The following is a 15,572-nucleotide window of genomic DNA, read 5'->3' as shown; positions in this document are numbered from 1 at the left end:
TTTCATACTATATTTAAGCAGAACAAGTCCTACAATTTAGTATGAAAAGATTATCCCTATTGTCCATAAGTATTCTGTCCTTATCCTTATCAAGTCTAAGTGTTGCTCAGCAAAAGAATAATTACAATTATACGGAAACATTTGCCCCATTATTTTTCAAGAATAATGGTGATGAATTTCGCTCTGCAAGTGGAAAACCAGGTCCGGCCTATTGGCAGAATAATGCCGACTATAAAATCTCGGCAACATTAGATGATCAAAAAAATACAATTGCAGGAAAAGTCGAAATAAACTACACCAACAATAGTCCCGATCAATTAGACTATGTCTGGCTGCAATTGGACCAAAATATGTTCTCCAAAGAAGGTCGAGGGACTGCTATTACACCATTGACAAAAAGCAGGTACGGCGATGCCAACACCAACTTTGATGGAGGATATACTGTAGCATCAGTTACTGATCAAGCAGGTAATCCCGTGGATTATATCATTACAGATACCCGCATGCAAATTCGACTACCAAAAGCAATAGCTGCTAAAGGCGGAAAAGCAGGTTTTAAAATACTGTATTCCTACACCATTCCAGAATATGGTGCCGATCGTACGGGGATATTAAAAACAGCAAAAGGCAATATTTTTGCTATTGCACAATGGTTTCCACGATTGTGTGTATATGACAATATCAGAGGTTGGAATACCCTACCGTATACCGGACCAGGAGAATTTTATCGCGAATTTGGTAATTACCAAGTCGAAATCACAGCGCCAGCAAATCACATCGTTGTACTCGGAGGCGAATTACTCAATCCTCAAGAAGTATTTACGTCAGAACAGTTAAAACGATACGAAAACGCGAAAAATAGTGACCAAACAATCGTGATCCGTTCTGCACAAGAAGTCGCTCAAGCAAACTCAAGACCAAACAAAAAAAGTTTAACGTGGAAGTACAGTCTATATAATGCCCAAGATATTGCATGGGCATCTTCTACATCATTTATACTAGATGCTGTAAAAATTAATTTAGCTAGTGGAAAAAAATCACTTGCTATATCCGCATATCCAGAAGAAAGTAACGGCAACAATGCCTGGGAAAGATCGTCCGAATATACAAAAGCAGCAATTGAACATTATTCCAATAAATGGTTTGAATACCCCTACCCTGTAGCGGTCAATGTAGCATCAAACGTCGGAGGAATGGAATATCCAGCGTTATCCTTTTGTGGTAATAGAGCCAAAGCAGGATCTCTATGGGGCGTCACAAATCATGAATTTGGGCATAATTGGTTCCCGATGATTGTGTCCAGCAATGAAAGAGAGTTTGGATGGATGGATGAAGGCTTCAATTCATTCATAAATGAAATCGCAACAGAAAGTTTTAATAATGGCGAATATTTCAAACAAGTGGGTGATCCAAACAGCCAAGCAGTTCGATTTACCGATCCGCGATTGGAAGCGATTATGAATACACCACAAAGCATGGACGAACGTAATATTGGTGTTTTACTTTATTACAAACCAGCTTATGGATTAAAATTACTGCGCAACGAGATCATCGGCAAAGAGCGTTTTGATTTTGCTTTTAAAAAATACATTTCAGATTGGGCATATAAACATCCAACTCCAGAAGATTTTTTCCGCTCCATAGAAAATGGTACAGGTGAAAATTTAAACTGGTTTTGGCGCGGATGGTTTCTAAACAATTGGCGTGTCGATCAAGCCATTACCCAGGTATCGTATATTAAAAATGACCCTAAGCTAGGTGCTGTCATCACTATTCAAAATCTAGAAAAACTACCAATGCCTGTCGTAGTAGAAGCGACAACAGCATCTGGGAAGAAAATCCGCAAAAAATTACCTGTAGAAATTTGGGAAAGAAATAAATCTTTCGATTTCAAGCTTGATTCGCGAGAGCCTTTAACATCTGTCCAACTGGATCCAGATCATGTTTTTCCAGATCATGTTCCCGAAAACAATATCTGGACAGCTAAATAAAAGAATAAAAATCTTCTATACATTTAATTAGGAGATTTTTATTTAAAAAAAATCGTTTTAAGCACATTACTCCTTATAATTATGTATTTTTGATAATAAAACACTGAAAATGAATATAACAATTATACATAGTTTAAGCCTATTTACCATGCTAGGTGTTAGTAGTCTTTTTACTGAAGTGCGAGCACAAGAAAAGGTAAAAGGGATTACGCTGGAACTCACAAGCAGTCAAAGAATAGGTGGAGTTTCAATTAAAAATCTACGTACCAATACAACGGTAGAGACAGATCAAGAAGGTAATTTTGCCATTGATGTTCAATTGAATGACTACTTAGCGATTGAAGCAACTGGTTATGAAAAAGATACAGTCTTTGTATATGATTATGGTGTTAAAAGAATTTATCTCAATCGACTAAACAATGCGATCGAACTGAATGAAGTATATATTGAACGTATGACCGATAGTCGTCTTAAAGCAGAAATAGAGGCAACAAAACTCGCTGGTAAATATTCGGATGTAGGGCAAGAACGTGGAGGAATCCGTCTTTCCCCTTCCCGCATATTTGGCAAAGATGCAAAGAAGGCACGTCAAAACTATAAACTCTTAGTTGAAGAACAGCATAAAAGAGTTATTGATCGCAAATTCACAACAGATTTAATCCAGTCTCTAACTCCGCTTAGAGATCCTGAATTAGCTCTTTTTAAAGAGCAATACAGACCTAGCTATAAATTCATTGAGCAAGCCTCAGCAGAGGATATCAAAATTTATGTGATGGATTCCTACAAGAAATTCAATACCAACAAACGAAAGTAATTCTTTGGTTTTACCCTTAATGCAAAAGCTTTTAACTGGAATATCCATATCCAGTTAAAAGCTTTTTGTTATTTATGAACTTTTTATGTCCAACTCAAATAAATAAGTTTCAATCTCAACAAATACATTTTGTTCATTGACCAGCCCATCATTCCGCATAGTGGAGGAATTTATCCACCATATGTAAACGTTAAAATATACATCTCTTGGTCCAATATAAAAATTTTACCATTTGTACATCTAAAAAGTCCAAGTTTGCAAAATAATTTACGAAAGCGTAGTAAACATTAATTATCACAATATCAATATAGAGAATAAAAAAAACTTCCCTTTTTTTCATTTATTAAACTATATTTGACTTTGAAAAGACAATCAATATTAGTTTAAAAAACAACTCAATTATAAAATAAATATATGCTTTTTAAAAAATCGATTAGCAAGTTAATTGCAGAAGCAGAACTTAACGGTCAGGGAACATTAAAACGTACACTATCCAGTTCTGGTCTTATTGCTTTGGGTGTAGGTGCAATCATTGGTGCCGGATTATTCTCACTAACAGGTATAGCAGCGGCAGATCATGCTGGTCCTGCTGTCGTGCTTTCCTTTATTATCGCAGCTGTGGGCTGTGGTTTTGCAGGATTATGCTACGCCGAATTTGCCTCTATGATCCCGGTTGCTGGATCGGCATATACCTATTCATATGCAACAATGGGCGAATTTATGGCTTGGATCATCGGATGGGATCTTGTATTGGAATATGCACTTGCCGCAGCGACAGTCTCAGTAAGCTGGTCGCAGTACTTCAATCAGCTCTTACTCACATTAGGGGTTGAAATTCCAACACAATTTTTACATGGACCTTGGGAAGGTGGTATTGTGAATGTTCCTGCTATCATTATTGTTTGTTTGCTGTCGTTACTGCTCATGCGCGGTACAGAAGAATCTTCATTTGTAAACAATATCTTAGTTGTATTAAAAGTAGCTGTAGTTTTAATTTTCATCGTATTAGGATGGGGATTCATAGACCCAGCAAATCACACGCCATTCATTCCTGTCAACCATGGTGAAGAACTGGTAAAAAGTGGTCAATTGGGCTTTTGGAGTTTTCTCGGAAGCGATGACTTTGGGCATTTTGGTTTCAGTGGAATTCTAAGAGCGGCAGGAGTTGTCTTTTTTGCTTTTATTGGTTTTGATGCCGTAAGTACTGCTGCACAAGAAGCAAAAAACCCTAAAAAAGGCATGCCGATAGGCATCATCGGATCATTAATTATCTGTACTTTACTTTATGTATTATTTTCTTATGTATTGACAGGTTTAGCACCTTATACGGAATTTAAAGGTGATGCAAAACCAGTTGCTACAGCTTTTGCTAAAACAGGATATACCTTTCTAAACACAGCACTGATCGTAACGATTATTGCAGGTTACACTTCGGTAATCTTAGTTATGTTGCTAGGACAAAGCCGTGTATTTTACTCCATGAGTAAAGATGGTTTATTACCTAAAATATTTTCAGATTTATCCAAAAGACAAACCCCATGGAAAACAAACTTAATCTTCATGGTTTTCGTCAGTATATTTGCAGGATTTGTTCCAGTATCCGATCTAGGTCATATGGTTAGTATAGGTACTTTATTTGCCTTTACTTTAGTTTGTATAGGAATCTTAGTATTGCGTAAGACAGAACCTAATTTGGAAAGACCATTTAAAACTCCATTTGTACCACTTATTCCAGTATTGGGAATATTTGTCTGTGTGCTGATGATGGCTTCTTTACCGATTGAGTCTTGGGAACGCTTAGGTATTTGGATGCTAATTGGTGTCATTATCTATTTTGTATATAGCAAGAAACATTCGAAAATCCGAAAAGAGTATGCCGAAGAACATAAATTAAAAGACTAATCAAAAAAGGCTGTTTCATTGATGAAACAGCCTTTTTTTGATATTATCAATGCGCTTATGACCATAAACCAGCGAGTAGCATGATATATTATTCTTTTTCTTTGGGTTCCACCTCTGTCACGATATAAACGTCTTCATTTTCCTTCTTCATCTTATACTTTTCTCGCGCTATACGCTGGACTTCACGTTGATCAGATCTAATGTCAGTAATCGTTTCGATGATACTCTGATTCTCTTTCTCATAAAAAGCCTTCTCTCGTTCTAAATTACTTTTTTGATGTTGGTAGCTATATTGCGTTGCAAAGTCATTGCGATCAAAAAAACACATCCATACGGTAAAAGCTATTGCCGCCAGAAAATATTTATTTCGAATAAGTCCTAAAAATCTATCCATAGTGCAAAAGTAATATTAAAGATCTATACATGCTAAATCTCAATTAAATATAGAAACATTTATTTGGAAAATCATTATGCATCAACCAAGTAGTATTTATTTATGGAAAAAGCCGGTAACTATCATCTCATATTAACAGCGAGGCATTGTTATTTTTATATTTAAAAATTCCATTATTTATGAGAAAAAATTCAATGGAATGAAGCATGCATAAATAAAATATGAAAAATACATAGTGAATACCCCAAAAAAAATAATGATCTATAAAAACGAGATAACTGATAAATTTGGTTAAATCCGCATTTAAATTGCGGATTTAACCAAATTTATCTAAGTTTAACCCTATTATTGAATAGAATCGAGCAAATGAAATATTATCTAATAGCAGGCGAAACTTCAGGAGATTTACACGGTGCAAACCTAATCAATGCATTAAAAATTGAAGACCCCGAAGCTACTTTTAGTATCGTTGGTGGTACGCAAATGGAGGAATCTGCCAATCAAAAAGCCCTGATTCACACTTCTGAAATGGCATTTATGGGATTTGTAGAAGTTTTAAAAAATTTAGGCACCATTTCAAAAAATCTAAAAAAGGTTAAGGAAGATATCATCAAACAAAATCCAGACTGCGTTATTTTAATCGATTTTCCTGGATTCAATCTAAAAATTGCAGATTTTGCGAAGAAAAAAGGTATTAAAACCTGTTATTATATCTCCCCTAAAGTATGGGCATGGAATCAAAAGCGAGTCGTTAAAATCAAACGAGTCGTAGATCACATGTTCTGTATTCTTCCCTTTGAAGTAGATTTCTATAAAAAATGGAGAATGCCCGTTGATTATGTCGGAAATCCACTCTTAGATGCGATTTCTTCCTATCAATTCAACCCTAATTTCATTGCCGAGCATCAACTTTCAGAAAGGCCTATTATCGCGCTACTTCCGGGAAGTCGTAAGATGGAAATTGCTAAATTGTTACCCGTCATGGCCAATTTAACGTACCTCTTCCCTATGCATCAATTTGTCATCGCTGGTGCTCCTAATTTTGATAAATCTTATTATCAACAGTACCTTGGGGACCAACAGATTCCAATTGTATTTAATGCCACCTATGATCTACTGAAACATGCCGAAGCAGCGGTCGTGACAAGTGGAACAGCCACCTTAGAAACAGGAATTCTTAAAGTCCCTCAGGTGGTGGTTTACAAGGCTAATGCGCTGTCCATCTGGATTGCAAAACTTGTGATCAAAGTAAAGTTTATCTCCTTGGTCAATTTGATCAACGACTATCTATCTGTCCGAGAGCTTATCCAAGATGATTGTACCACCTATGATATTGCACAGGAATTAGATCAATTGATCAATAAGCCTGAATATCGGGCTAGCGTACTGGAAAATTATGAAATATTGGCGCAAAAATTAGGTCAACCAGGTGCCTCAAACAAAACAGCTAAATTAATTGTTCAGTATATGAAGTAGCGCATTAAACTTTCAAAAACGCTATTCGTCAAATAGATGTTATTTAACAAAAATTACAAATAGCTATGAAAAAAATAATAACAATACTAACATGTGCCTTTCTGGCATTTCAGTCATATGCACAAAGTAATGTAGAGCACATCAGCAAATTGGAAATTGGGAAAAAGGCTAAAAAAGTCTACAATACCAAATCATCTGATTCAACAATCAATTTACATATTGACACCTTAATCATGGGAGATAAAGCGTCTTTGATGTTTTATGCGAATAAAAATGTCAATCTCACTATTGGGCATGCCATTATTGGCAACAATGCTTCCATTTCAGGTACCGATAGTAAAAACAATGGATCAAATTTTGATATTCAAGCAAATTTCCAAAAGTTAGGATCGCTATACATTGTAGCGAAAGGAGATAATGCCTTTAACGGAACAAGAACATTTCCAAATGGAAACGGTGGAAATGTAAAGTTATCACTTTCAGAAAATAGTATCGTACCACAAAGGGAAAACAAGAAGCAACCCAATTATCTTCAGATCGCTAACGAAGGCGGAGGTAAAAATGTCAATGCAACAAGTGATCTTCGATCAATTTATGATCGTGTGAGACAGGCACCAGCTGGATTACGAGGTCTTCCTCAGGGACAGATCTTCTCTGGAAGTCCGGGTATAGATGGTAAGACAGAAATTATTACCATAAAATAAAAATAGCGAGCCATGGCTCGCTATTTTTATTAGATACATGTTAGTCTAACGACAACCTTTCAGCTTTAATTCATAAGCGACCACCAGCTTGGTCATTCTATCATAACGCGCCAATCCTTCTTGCTGATTATTATGTTTTAAATAGCCGTTATAGAAGATGCCAAAGACTTTATTAGTCCAACCTGTATAATTACTCCAAAAAACAGCCTCCTGCTTCAGATCATCTAATACAAGTTGTGAAAGCCTGTTTTTATAATTGGCAAACAATTCCTCATCGATCCCCCTCAGCTCCTGTAGCATATACGATGTTGTTTGTAAATAGCTAGAATAGCGGTAAAAAAGCTCTGGATGATTTTTCAGTCGAACATAGGCAATAAAATTTGCCTCATCTTCAAACCCCACCCCCTGTTGATGTGCCAATTCGTGAACATACGTAAAAGGGCTGGAAAAAACAGGCATTGCAGTATTGACATGTGCTTCATGCGTAAAAGGATTAAAATATCCTGAGACACCAAAATAGGAAACCCAGTTACTATTGAGAGGTCCCTTTGCACCGACTAAAGTCTTTGAAAGAAAAGATTGAAAAGTGGTATCCGAATACACTAACTCCACCATCTCTCTTCTTATTTTTGCATCCTGATGCTCCCATTGCTTTGGATTTATCTGGGCGCGTAAAACATTTGTCGAATCGAGACATGCTTCCAAAACGACAAGATAATCAGCTAACTTTAGACTATCTGTGCTTAAACCGGTATTCTGAACAATGGGTGTCCGGTAATAGTTCATCCCCCAGCTTATATAAAAAAACAAGTATAAGCCCAAAATTACATTAATAAGATACACCAGGAATCTACCCGCATGAGCGTATCTCTTTTTTAAAAGATGCCTAATAACGGTAAACACTAACATCAAAAGGAAACAAACCGCAAAAAAATAAAATAAGTCTCCAATACTAAAAGGTAGATAACCAAAAATAGCTTGTGGCAAATATGAAAAAAAAGGATACCACATTCTTGAATAATAGTGTTCAATAAAAACAGTATTCTTTTCCAGAATAGTGATTACTGCAATAATAGAACACAGTATTGCAAAACAAATAAGTGATTTCCTTAACATATACTTCATTTAAAATTTAGCTCTCATTTTCAAAATATAGCTTATAATAGTTCATTCCCTTTTCTTCATCAAATCCCTTTTCAATATATTCTCGTTTCCCATGCAAATAAACATGAAAATTTTTATCCAGCTTTAATACTGTCTTATAAGAAGCTTCCATTTTCTTGACGGCTTTATCTGCTATATCAAAACTGCTTTGAAAAGGGGAATCAAATTCATCTTCAAACCCAGATCTGAAGTCATTAAACATGGTTGCCGCAATAGGATTACCGATTACTTCCTCTTCAAATTCTTCTTGATCAAAAGTCTCTTTCTCTTTGAAGTAATTCAATGATTTGTTGAGCAGATCAATCTTATCAGCCTTTTCTAGCTCAAACATATCATCCAACTTCTCATTTACAAAGTTTTTGTAGACCTTTAGATAATTGCCAGTTTGATTAAAATCATCATTTCGAATTTTAATATTTAGAAAATCATCTTTCCAATAGACAGCCTCGGTTTTATTGGTTTGATCCACAACCAGTACTTTGAATCCCTCCTCCTCTTCAACATTCACAATGATGACACCTTTATCCAGTTTATTGATATTAATCGCTTCCTCTTCGTAATCCAGTTGAAAACCACCTTGATTTGGATAAACCTTGAGATAAGTTTCCTTATTTTCTGATTTAAAAATTCCGATTGCATCATGATTTTCTCCTTCAATCTGTATATTTTTTAAAGAGACCACATATACTTCACCCGGTTTAATCTTAGGATGCATACAGACCTCATACAGATGCTTTGCTACTTGTTGAGAAAATTCATGAAAAGGTAATTGCTCCTTGAAGAACTGTTTGGTAAAGTGATAAATTTCATTCAGTTCCAGCTCCCCATTGGGATGAAACAAGCGATATACCTCATTTACTTTTGCAAAAGGACTCATAAAGTAGTGCATCAGAAGAGGAGGCAGCACTTCGTCATTTTCCAAAGGAACAGGTTGTTCCGATAAAATATAAAATTCTTCCTGCGACTTATTTCCTACACGGTGGATAGCAAGTTGATCAAAAGTAGCATCTTGATGAAAAAACATAGTTCTTATTTAAATCTGTATTATTAAAAATTATATAAATCGACAGCGATCTTAAATGTTTGGCAATGTGCATTGACAATATCTCTGATATGCATAGAATATCCTCCCCCCATACTGACCTGAACAGGGATTTTATTGGTCACACAAAGGGTAAAAACAAATTCATCACGCATCCGGCAAGCCTCAGGAGATAGTTTGAGTTTGCCTAATTTATCCGTTGCCAGTATATCCACACCCGCTTGGTAAAAGACAAAATCGGGTTTTACCTTTTTAAAAATTAGCGGCAAAGAATCACCTAATAGTTGCAAATATACATCATCTTCGAGACCATCAGCAACAGGAATGTCCAAATCCGACTGTTCTTTGATAAATGGAAAGTTTTTATCTCCGTGAATAGAATACGTGAACACACGGTCATCATCACGAAAAATATGTGCTGTTCCATTTCCTTGATGTACATCCAAGTCAATGATTAAAATTCTGTTTGCTAACTGCTTATTAAGCAAATAGCGCGCTGCCACAGCTTGATCATTAAGCAAGCAAAATCCTTCACCAAAGTCATAGCCTGCATGGTGTGTCCCTCCTGCAATATTAAAAGAAATATTATATTTTAGTGCATACAGCGCACACTGAATGGTACCATCGACCAGATAGCGTTCGCGATCAACAAGACTTTTTGTCAAAGGAAAACCGATCCTACGAATCATTTTAGCGTTTAATGTCAAATCAAAGATATCCCGAACATATATAGGGTCGTGAGCTAGACATGCTGTTTCAAAAGAAGCCAGAGCAGGTTCGAAAAAATTTTCCTTTCTCACAACACCTTCATGTAAAAGCTGTAAAGGAATCAATTCATATTTTTCCATCGGAAATCGATGACCTTCTCGTACGGGATGAATATATTCGGGATGGAACGCAATCTTCAACAAAGCAGTATATTTAAAACTTCACTAAGATAATAAAAAGGATATTTATTGGTTTTTATTGTGGATAATATTTAAAAATAATTGTTTCCCCCTATAAAAAATAGCATATTTGATTTCAACTCATTACATTTATGGAACTTAGCACCAAACCACAATTATCAACCGAAGAGCAGCGTGTATTAGGCGCTTTGATCGAAAAGTCAAAGGTCACTCCAGAATATTATCCGATGTCACTGAACGGTCTCCAAAGCGCCTGCAATCAAAAAACCGCTAGAAGACCCGTCGTACAATACTCCGATGAAACCATTATCAATACCTTAGCCATATTAAAGAAAAAAGGACTTATTGCACATGTTGTGGGTGGTGGAAGCCGCGTGACCAAGTATAAACACAATTTTGCCATACAATTTCCGTTGGTACCATCAGAATTAGCGATTATATGTCTACTCTTACTACGTGGACCGTTAACTGCAGGCGAAATAAACTCCAATTCAGGACGTCTTTACGATTTTGAAGCTTTAGAGGATATCACAGCCCAGTTAGATAAGTTAGCAGCAGAAGGATTCGTAAGAGCACTCGATAAACAACCAGGACATAAAGAAATCAGATATATTCATCTGTTAGGCGACGTTGATCTGGAACAATTTGAACAAACTCCTGCTACATCGGAAAGCACTGCACTTCTACAAAAAAGAATTGAAACATTGGAACTTGAATTAGCACAACTGAAACAACAATTTCAGGAATTTTGGGATGAATTACATTAATACTTAATCAAAATCAATCCTTTTTTTAAGAAAATAACAAGATGTATGTTGATTTTTTCATCCGAGAGGTGCACCCAATGGAAGAGGTATCTATCTATGATTTCAAGAATCAAACGATTCAATATATTAACATGTTCGATCCCATGGCAAATTGGAAATGAAAAGTTGTATAGTATAATTAAACTTCATGACGCTTAATTTGTTATAAAGTATAAAAACATAAAATATGAAATTTGGACAAGTCACGAACCCCCAGGATATTGATTTTACCTTACCAGCGATCTCCCCTGAAACATTGAAATTACTCAAGCAGCATAAGAATAAAGCATCCTTTGAAGTTTATGTGGGCTGTGCCAAGTGGAATAAGACAGAATTGAAAGGCTTCTATCCAAGAGGAACTAAAGATGAACTCACTTATTACAGCAATCAATTTAATAGTATTGAATTAAATGCAACTTTCTACCATGCACCATCCAAGGAGCAAGTAGAAACTTGGAAGAATAAGACACCTGCAGATTTTAAGTTTTTTCCTAAAATACCGCAGTCTATCAGTCATTATAGTCGTCTATTGAATACCGAAGAAAAAGTAAAAGAATTTACTGACAATATCGTTTTTTTCGAAGAGAAGTTAGGGATGATTTTTTTGCAGATGCACGATAACTATAAACCAAAAGACATGGAACGCTTGCGTGAGTTTCTGTCAAAATTTCCAAAAGGTCTTCCACTAGCAGTAGAAGTACGAAATCAGGAATGGTTTTCAGATCCCAAAATAGCTGAGGCTTACTTTCAACTACTTGAAGAGTTTAGTATTACAAATGTCTTGGTTGATACAGCAGGGCGGCGTGACCTATTGCACATGCGCTTGACTACACCTATCGCCTTTATACGGTATGTTGGTGCCAATCATGCTTCGGATTACTCTCGATTGGATGAATGGATTGCGGTTATTAAACAATGGAGAAAAGCAGGACTGCAAAAGTTATATTTCTTTATCCACCAAAATATAGAAGTGGAGTCTCCTCTATTGGCAACTTATTTTATTCAACAATTAAATGCAGAGTTTGGTCTAAGTATCGTTTGTCCAAATAAAGGTAACGCCTAGAACTGGAAAAAATCAAAAAGCCTAATCAAATGACTAGGCTTTTTACTTTTATGCTTTATTAAAAAGATTATTTTTTAGCAAAACGGAAGTTTTTACCAATAAAACGTGCATTTGCACCTAATTCTTCTTCAATACGTAATAATTGATTGTATTTAGCCATACGATCCGAACGTGAAGCAGAACCTGTTTTAATCTGACCACAGTTCAATGCAACAGCTAAATCAGCAATTGTCGAATCTTCAGTCTCTCCAGAACGGTGCGACATTACTGACGTATAATTTGAATGCTGTGCCAAAGTAACCGCATTGATTGTTTCCGTCAAAGATCCAATTTGATTAACTTTTACCAAGATTGAGTTTGCAGTATCGGTATCAACACCTTGTTGCAAACGTTTTGTATTCGTAACAAATAAATCATCACCAACTAACTGGATCGTTGCACCGACTTTTTCAGTTAACAATTTCCATCCAGACCAGTCATCTTCCTGCATACCATCTTCAATAGAAATAATCGGATATTTCTCAGTCAATTCTGCTAAATAAGCAACTTGCTCTTCAGAAGTACGGATAGCACCTTTATCACCTTCAAATTTAGTATAATCGTATTTTCCGTTTACATAAAATTCAGATGCAGCACAATCTAAAGCCAAACAGATATCAGAACCTGGTTTGTAACCTGCTGCTTCGATAGCTTTTAAAACAGTTTCAATAGCATCTTCAGTACCATCAAAAGTTGGAGCAAAACCACCCTCATCACCTACTGCTGTAGATAAACCACGGTCATGTAAAATCTTTTTCAAGTTATGGAATACTTCTGTTCCCCAGCGCAAAGCTTCTGAGAATGAAGGTGCACCTACTGGCATAATCATAAACTCTTGGAAAGCAATAGGAGCATCAGAGTGAGAACCACCATTAATGATGTTCATCATCGGAATAGGTAATGTATTGGCATTAACACCACCAATATAACGGTATAGAGGTTGACGAGACTCTTGCGCAGCAGCTTTTGCAACAGCTAAAGAAACACCCAAAATAGCATTAGCGCCTAAATTTCCTTTATTTTCAGTGCCGTCCAAATCAATCATGATTTTGTCAATTGCATTTTGTTCAAAAACGTCAACACCTGCCAAAGCTTCAGCAATTTTAGTATTTACATTTTCTACTGCTTTCAAAACACCTTTACCTAAGTATTTTGATTTATCACCATCACGCAACTCTACTGCTTCGTGAACACCTGTAGAAGCACCAGAAGGTACTGCAGCACGTCCAACGAAACCATTCTGTGTCGTTACATCTACTTCGATAGTAGGATTTCCGCGCGAATCCAAAATCTGACGCGCATGTACATCAATAATTAAACTCATTGTAATATTGGTTTAAACTTTTTATATAGTATTTTATACAATACTTAGTGTAATTTTTACACTAAAAAATTATATTCTGATTTAATAATCAAATATAAATAAAATTGGGCTGATTAAAAAACGTAAAACACAATTTTATGGCAAGAATGAATAGCTAAAGAACAAAAAAAGAGGTTAGCAAATCGCTAACCCCTCTCTTATACGTATTCATTATTTTTTTATCAATTCAATGAAATCATCAAATAAATAACGTGAATCATGTGGACCAGGTGATGACTCTGGGTGATATTGTACCGAGAATGCATTTTTACCGATCACACGGATACCTTCAATCGATTGATCATTTAAGTTGATATGGGTTACTTCAACTTTATCAGACTGTTCAATATCTTCTGCAACTACACCAAAACCGTGATTCTGCGATGTAATTTCACAACGATTGGCAATGATGTTTTTCACAGGATGATTGATACCACGATGTCCATTGTGCATTTTTTGAGTACGAATATCATTTGCTAAGGCCAATATCTGATGCCCTAGACAAATTCCAAACATAGGCTGATCTGCTGCTAAAATGTCTTTTACGGTTTGTATTGCGTAACTCATCGCAGATGGATCACCAGGACCATTAGAGATAAAATATCCAGCAGGATTCCATTCTTGCATTTCAGCAAAAGTTGTTTTAGCAGGAAATACCTTGGCATAAACTTCTCTTTGATCGAAATTGCGAAGAATATTTTTCTTAATACCTAGATCTAGTACTGCAACACGAACCGGAGCATCTTCATTACCGTAGAAATAAGGTTCGGTAGTCGATACCTGAGATGATAATTCAAGTCCATCCATAGATGGAACAGTAGCTAATGTTGCTTTTAAAGATTCAACATCTAAATTCTCAGATGAAATAATCGCATTCATAGCCCCTTTGTTGCGGATATGACGTACTAAAGATCGCGTATCAATATCAGAAATACCAACTAGATTTCCTTCTTCAAAATAGCTTTGAATAGATTCATCAGCCATTTTACGACTATAGTTAATATTATAATTCTTACAAACTAGTCCTGCTATTTGAATCTTACCTGATTCTGTGTCATCTTCATCAATTCCATAGTTACCAATATGGGCATTGGTTGTTACCATGATTTGTCCGAAGTATGAAGGGTCGGTAAAAATCTCTTGATAACCTGTAGTTCCGGTATTGAAACAAATCTCGCCAGTAGTCGTTCCAATTTTACCCGCTGCCTTTCCGTGATAAACTGTTCCGTCTTCTAAAACTAAAATTGCAGGCAATTTGCTGTAGTTGGTCATTATTTATTAAATATAAAATTGTTTTTAATAATTCCTTGCTTGATCGAAGTTTGGTGTATAAAAAAAGCCCTAAATGGGCTAAATTATCAACTAAAAAATTGATTTAACGATAACGAATTTATCGTTCTTTATAACATTTGCGAAAGCATTTACTTCAATTTTCACAGGAGACAAAGGTATAACAAAATCATCAAAGTAAAAAGACTTTTTTTATTTAATTGTGATATTCCAAATTTATTGACGTAATAAATTAAATTTCAGCACGAAAACCATGTATTTGTTATCCATTTTCAATGCTATTTATGCGATAATCCTATCCTATGCCCATATAAGCAGAGTATATTGATGAATATCCAGATGCTACATTCACAAAAAAGAGAACCAACCAGCTGCACCTATTTGTATCGGCCACGATGATGAATCCCGCTACTTTAAAAAGATACCATATCACGAACAAACACCCCTCTTTAACCTTTCGCATAGGATGACATGGTCAGTGTTCGTTATTTTTGCTAACCATATAGCAGAAGTAATTCAAATCGAAGTTGCTTTGCGCAACAGTACTCCTATTTGCCACGATATCTGCGCTTAAAAGCATTAAATTGATCATAATGATACAATGTTGTATGAATTT

13 protein-coding genes are annotated in these 15,572 nt (G+C 35.8%); 7 read left to right on the top strand and 6 right to left on the bottom strand.

The window, feature by feature from the left end; genetic code table 11:
• Window positions 1-41 precede the first annotated feature (41 nt).
• The 3 genes from AC06G9_RS07405 (at window position 42) to AC06G9_RS07395 (ending at window position 4,707) form a co-directional block, all read left to right on the top strand.
• Entirely contained in the window at window positions 42-1,991 is a 1,950-nt protein-coding gene (locus AC06G9_RS07405) for a M1 family metallopeptidase (protein WP_293928641.1), read from the top strand.
• A gap of 109 nt (window positions 1,992-2,100) precedes the next feature.
• Window positions 2,101-2,805 (top strand): hypothetical protein, encoded by a 705-nt coding sequence (locus tag AC06G9_RS07400; RefSeq protein ID WP_260950015.1) that lies wholly within the window; start codon window positions 2,101-2,103, stop codon window positions 2,803-2,805.
• A gap of 414 nt (window positions 2,806-3,219) precedes the next feature.
• Window positions 3,220-4,707: an amino acid permease gene (locus tag AC06G9_RS07395; RefSeq protein ID WP_480957802.1), complete on the top strand. Its 1,488-nt coding sequence runs from the start codon at window positions 3,220-3,222 to the stop codon at window positions 4,705-4,707.
• An 88-nt stretch (window positions 4,708-4,795) separates the two neighbouring features.
• Here AC06G9_RS07395 and AC06G9_RS07390 read toward each other — a convergent pair whose 3' ends face one another.
• Window positions 4,796-5,101 (bottom strand): FtsB family cell division protein, encoded by a 306-nt coding sequence (locus AC06G9_RS07390; protein WP_045752120.1) that lies wholly within the window; start codon window positions 5,099-5,101, stop codon window positions 4,796-4,798.
• A 366-nt stretch (window positions 5,102-5,467) separates the two neighbouring features.
• Between AC06G9_RS07390 and lpxB the strand changes: the two genes are divergently transcribed.
• Both lpxB and AC06G9_RS07380 read left to right on the top strand, forming a co-directional pair.
• The gene (lpxB, locus tag AC06G9_RS07385) at window positions 5,468-6,577 is read left to right on the top strand and encodes a lipid-A-disaccharide synthase (RefSeq protein WP_293927890.1); all 1,110 of its coding nucleotides are present in this window, start codon (window positions 5,468-5,470) and stop codon (window positions 6,575-6,577) included.
• A 65-nt stretch (window positions 6,578-6,642) separates the two neighbouring features.
• On the top strand, window positions 6,643-7,281 hold the full coding sequence (locus AC06G9_RS07380; protein ID WP_045752118.1) for a hypothetical protein: 639 nt from the start codon (window positions 6,643-6,645) through the stop codon (window positions 7,279-7,281).
• Window positions 7,282-7,326: 45 nt separating this feature from the next.
• Here the strand turns inward: AC06G9_RS07380 and AC06G9_RS07375 are convergent, their stop codons facing one another.
• The 3 genes from AC06G9_RS07375 to AC06G9_RS07365 all read right to left on the bottom strand — a co-directional run bounded on the left by AC06G9_RS07375 (window position 7,327) and on the right by AC06G9_RS07365 (window position 10,398).
• Window positions 7,327-8,292, bottom strand: coding sequence for a DUF3810 domain-containing protein (locus AC06G9_RS07375; protein ID WP_260950064.1), 966 nt, complete (start codon window positions 8,290-8,292; stop codon window positions 7,327-7,329).
• A gap of 121 nt (window positions 8,293-8,413) precedes the next feature.
• Window positions 8,414-9,469 carry a nucleoid-associated protein gene (locus tag AC06G9_RS07370; protein ID WP_248754227.1) on the bottom strand — a complete coding sequence of 352 codons (1,056 nt, stop codon included), beginning with the start codon at window positions 9,467-9,469 and terminating at the stop codon, window positions 8,414-8,416.
• A gap of 23 nt (window positions 9,470-9,492) precedes the next feature.
• The gene (locus tag AC06G9_RS07365; protein WP_045752673.1) at window positions 9,493-10,398 is read right to left on the bottom strand and encodes a histone deacetylase family protein; all 906 of its coding nucleotides are present in this window, start codon (window positions 10,396-10,398) and stop codon (window positions 9,493-9,495) included.
• Window positions 10,399-10,526: 128 nt separating this feature from the next.
• On the opposite strand from AC06G9_RS07365, the gene AC06G9_RS07360 reads away from it, so the two are divergent.
• The gene (locus AC06G9_RS07360) at window positions 10,527-11,162 is read left to right on the top strand and encodes a YceH family protein (RefSeq protein ID WP_248754228.1); all 636 of its coding nucleotides are present in this window, start codon (window positions 10,527-10,529) and stop codon (window positions 11,160-11,162) included.
• Window positions 11,163-11,388: 226 nt separating this feature from the next.
• Window positions 11,389-12,264, top strand: coding sequence for a DUF72 domain-containing protein (locus AC06G9_RS07355; RefSeq protein ID WP_045752671.1), 876 nt, complete (start codon window positions 11,389-11,391; stop codon window positions 12,262-12,264).
• Between the two features lie 67 nt (window positions 12,265-12,331).
• On the opposite strand, the gene eno is transcribed toward AC06G9_RS07355, so the two are convergent.
• Entirely contained in the window at window positions 12,332-13,627 is a 1,296-nt protein-coding gene (gene eno / locus AC06G9_RS07350) for a phosphopyruvate hydratase (RefSeq protein WP_293927878.1), read from the bottom strand.
• A 210-nt stretch (window positions 13,628-13,837) separates the two neighbouring features.
• The gene (carA, locus tag AC06G9_RS07345) at window positions 13,838-14,938 is read right to left on the bottom strand and encodes a glutamine-hydrolyzing carbamoyl-phosphate synthase small subunit (RefSeq protein ID WP_045752669.1); all 1,101 of its coding nucleotides are present in this window, start codon (window positions 14,936-14,938) and stop codon (window positions 13,838-13,840) included.
• Window positions 14,939-15,572 lie beyond the last annotated feature (634 nt).

This window comes from Sphingobacterium sp. MAE, from assembly GCF_056711605.1.
The sequence above is the reverse complement of the archived record's forward strand: the minus strand, read 5'-3'. Positions and strand labels throughout refer to the sequence as shown.